Genomic DNA, 3495 nt, shown 5'->3' on the forward strand with positions numbered 1-3495 from the left:
ATATTCTTGCCTTTATACTACGCCTGCAGATTCAAACGCCTTTAACCCACAAAAAGAACTTTAATCAGGAACTCTCCATGACTCAATTCGATCACGACACTAAAGAGTTCCTCTCCCAACCCTTTGATGGGGTGAACCTGTCCGCTCAAGAACTTCAGGATACAGAGTTCGACGACTGCACCTTCACTGGCTGTGACTTCAGCGGGGCAACCTTCGATAAGTGCCGGTTTATAGATTGCCACTTCCAGAAGTGCAATCTCAGCCTGGCTCAGTTCAAATATTGCCGACTTAATGATGTCTCTTTCCAGGAGTGCAAATTGGTGGGCGTTGACTGGACGAAAGCGGACTGGCCTAACCTGGCTCTCTCCTCCCCCATCAGCTTTGAGCAATGCATACTCAACGATTCCAGCTTCTTTGGCCTGCATTTGGCTGAAATACGCCTGAGAGAGTGCAAGGTACATAATGCAGACTTCACTGACACCAATCTCAATCATGGTGAGTTTTGCTATTCGGACTTTACGGGCAGTACTTTTGCCCGAACCAATCTGGAAAGCTCGGATTTCACTGAAGCCACTGAGTATGACATTGATATCAACAATAATCGGATTCAGGGTGCCAAATTCACACGCTATGAAGCCGCTCGGCTCTTGAGCCATCTTGGTATTGAGCTGGTTGACTAGTCTCCCATCACTTCAGTCTTTTATATAAAAAATTGTCTTAATTCTTTAGATGACCTATAACTAAATGATCCCAGAAGTTTTGAACCGGGGGCGATCTGGATTCGACGACGGTATCGAAACCTTAGGTGCATGCCGAGGACGTAGTGGTTCTCGTTAATCAAAACACTACAAACCTTATAGTTGCCAACTTGGTAGCTCTTGGAGACGCTCCTAACGACGCTGACTTCGGTCAAGCTCGCTTTGCAGCTTAATCGTAGCTAAACCCTACGAGTTTCCCAGTCTGTCCGGCTCGTCTACTGGCCGGTTTTCGGACTGTCATCGTAAGTAGACTCGCGAGGCCCAGTATGCCTGTGACTGGCCAGCTAAAACTTAGCAGGATCGCTTGATAAAACCCCGACCGCTGGGTCGTTATTGAGTTAAATCCAAAGGCGGATCTAAGCATGTAGAGCCGAAGGCTAAGAATCGGCGGACGCGGGTTCAATTCCCGCCGCCTCCACCAACACAAAACCTCATGTCGCAAGACATGGGGTTTTTTATTGGCCGAACGGGAATTTAAGACCGCGTAGCGGGTTCACAAAATCGTCTGGAACGATTTTGGACAGCTTTTTGTACAGGACGTACGGTATGCCGATGTTACAGGAGCATTCATCGGCTCAGCTGGCCCGCAGGGTGAACTACAGGGCAGTCTTCACAATTCCCGCCGCAGGTCTGCCAACACACTCCAATGCCAATTCAGCGGATTCGCAGAAACGCCTAGAAGATTTCTGGACTGCCTGCTCTCCAAGTCAGGCAAAGCTTCAGGATATCAGTACAAACTTCAGAACAATGACATTGGCTTGGTGATTCTGTTCAAGATGTTCCACGCCAAACCGGAAACGCCCTCATCCCATCTGAAAATAGAATGCTCTCCCTGGTTCCTGGATCGGCGCTCACCGGATGAAGTGGAAAAATACCTGAACAAGATCGCCAACAAACTACTGATCAGTCCTGTACCCAATTATCCTGCTATTCACCTAGCCGTGGATGTTCAGGGCTGGTTCCCACCCGAAGATTTTGTGAACTCAGTAAAATGTCGATCCAGGCGAATATCCCAGTACAACACCTTTGACTCCCTAGGAGCCTGACCGAGAATAGGTTATTCAGATATCCAAAATCACAAAATGAGCAAAAAACATCCATATCTCCGACGTGATTTGCTCATTTTTACAGATTGGCAGCCTTTTACCGCCTTTATGCTGCTTTTTTAACCCCTTTCAAATATTCAAGACGGACTGATCCCGTCGATGCTGCATTTACAAATTTTTTGACGTTATGCGCCGTGCATACCAGCGAAAACTCTGCCGCTACTTTTTCTTTGCCACGGAGACTGAATCCACGGAAACCAGATTCTTTTATCTGCCCAAACGGTGGCTCTGCAATCACCTTGCGACGTTCATATATGGCTTTTGCCCCAGCTGTTTCCATTTTCTTATTCATGGATTGACGGGTCTTCTCAAAACTATCGGTACGGATAACCCTGCCAGCCTCTTTCTTTGAACCGCTGCACTTCGAGCGATAAAGACACTCCCTGCAGACAACCTTACTGGCCCGATAGCTCTTTCTCTTGGCTTTGCTGGCTGGATTGGTTATCAGTCTTTCCCCTGCAGGACAGGTAAATACATCAGCTTCTGAAACATACGCAAAGTCTGCTTTAACAAATTTTCTATCAGAGTTGACAAGGTCGCTATTGGCAGGCTTTTCCTGCTTATCGGTAGCGATATAGGCGTCTATGTCATGCTGCTCAACAACATGCAGGTTTGGTCCTGAAAAATAACCATTATCCATGCTCCATTTATCCACAGCCGCACCATCAGTCGCTTCTGACAATGCTTGTAACGCAGGCTCCAGCTCTTGTACGTCGTTGGCGTGTTGGCTGATATGTTGGCCAACAATGATCTGATAATCAGAATCAACATTAATTTGAGCATTGTAGCTGTACTCACAATATCCCTTCTTGCTCATCATGCGGGCATCATGGTCTGCAAAGCTGATCTGCTTTTTGTCATCTATTGGCTCGCCTGGGTTCAAGGATTTTTCACGCTCTTCAAGCGCTTTTTTGGCGGCTTTGATTTTCTTCAACCGCTCTTCTTTAAACTGAAGATCTTCAGAAATACTGTAGCCATTTGTTTCTTTATAGGCGTCATCTTCTTCCTGATCATACTGGCTGGCTTTTTTGATCAACTCATCCACTTCGGCACTGAGTTCTGCCTCTTTCGTCTTGAGTCGGCCATAGCTCATGGCTTTGTGCTTTGAGCTGTTGGCTTTGAACTTTGAACCGTCCAGACTGATATGGCCCAGTGATGCCATTTCGAGGTCTATAGCCAGTTTGACTGACTGTTTGAAGCAGTCATGGAAAAATGACAGATTATCCTTACGAAAGTCACCCAGAACCCTGAAGTTTGGGCAGTTCATTTGAGAGATATACATGAATGCCAGATCTTGCCGACAGCGTCGTTCAATCTCACGGGAACTGAAAACCCCATGGCTGTACGCGTAGATCAGAATAGCCATAATGAGTTTTGGAGGGTAGGCATGCTGACCAAGGTGGTGATACTGTTTTTCAACTTCAGATGTATCGATGTTCTGAAAGATAGCTTCGTAAACAAAACAGTCATGGTCTTTAGGAAGCAAGTCGAAAATGTTAGTTGGAAACAGCAGGTGCTGATCAAACTCAACAGGGCTATCCTTGAATTTTGGTGGTGGTGACATCTGGCATTATTAGGGTTGATTTAAGGCTTATCATAACAGATAAACCTATTCTCGGTCAGGCTCCTAG

3 protein-coding genes and 1 other RNA gene are annotated in these 3495 nt (G+C 46.4%); 3 read left to right on the forward strand and 1 reads right to left on the reverse strand.

The features are described 5' to 3' along the window. The 3 genes from ACR2PX_RS01460 to ACR2PX_RS01470 form a co-directional block, all read left to right on the forward strand. On the forward strand, positions 1-680 hold a 680-nt coding region (locus tag ACR2PX_RS01460; protein WP_433997588.1), incomplete at its 5' end, for a pentapeptide repeat-containing protein. A gap of 86 nt (positions 681-766) precedes the next feature. Beyond that, positions 767-1179, forward strand: a transfer-messenger RNA (tmRNA) gene (ssrA, locus tag ACR2PX_RS01465). A gap of 340 nt (positions 1180-1519) precedes the next feature. After that, positions 1520-1804 (forward strand): hypothetical protein, encoded by a 285-nt coding sequence (locus ACR2PX_RS01470; RefSeq protein WP_433997589.1) that lies wholly within the window; start codon positions 1520-1522, stop codon positions 1802-1804. 106 nt (positions 1805-1910) lie between these two features. Here the strand turns inward: ACR2PX_RS01470 and ACR2PX_RS01475 are convergent, their stop codons facing one another. Then, the gene (locus tag ACR2PX_RS01475) at positions 1911-3428 is read right to left on the reverse strand and encodes an IS1182 family transposase (protein WP_433997590.1); all 1518 of its coding nucleotides are present in this window, start codon (positions 3426-3428) and stop codon (positions 1911-1913) included. Between the last annotated feature and the right edge of the window lie 67 nt (positions 3429-3495).

Origin of the sequence: Endozoicomonas sp. (genome assembly GCF_051008435.1) — a bacterium.
Lineage (GTDB): Bacteria > Pseudomonadota > Gammaproteobacteria > Pseudomonadales > Endozoicomonadaceae > Endozoicomonas_A.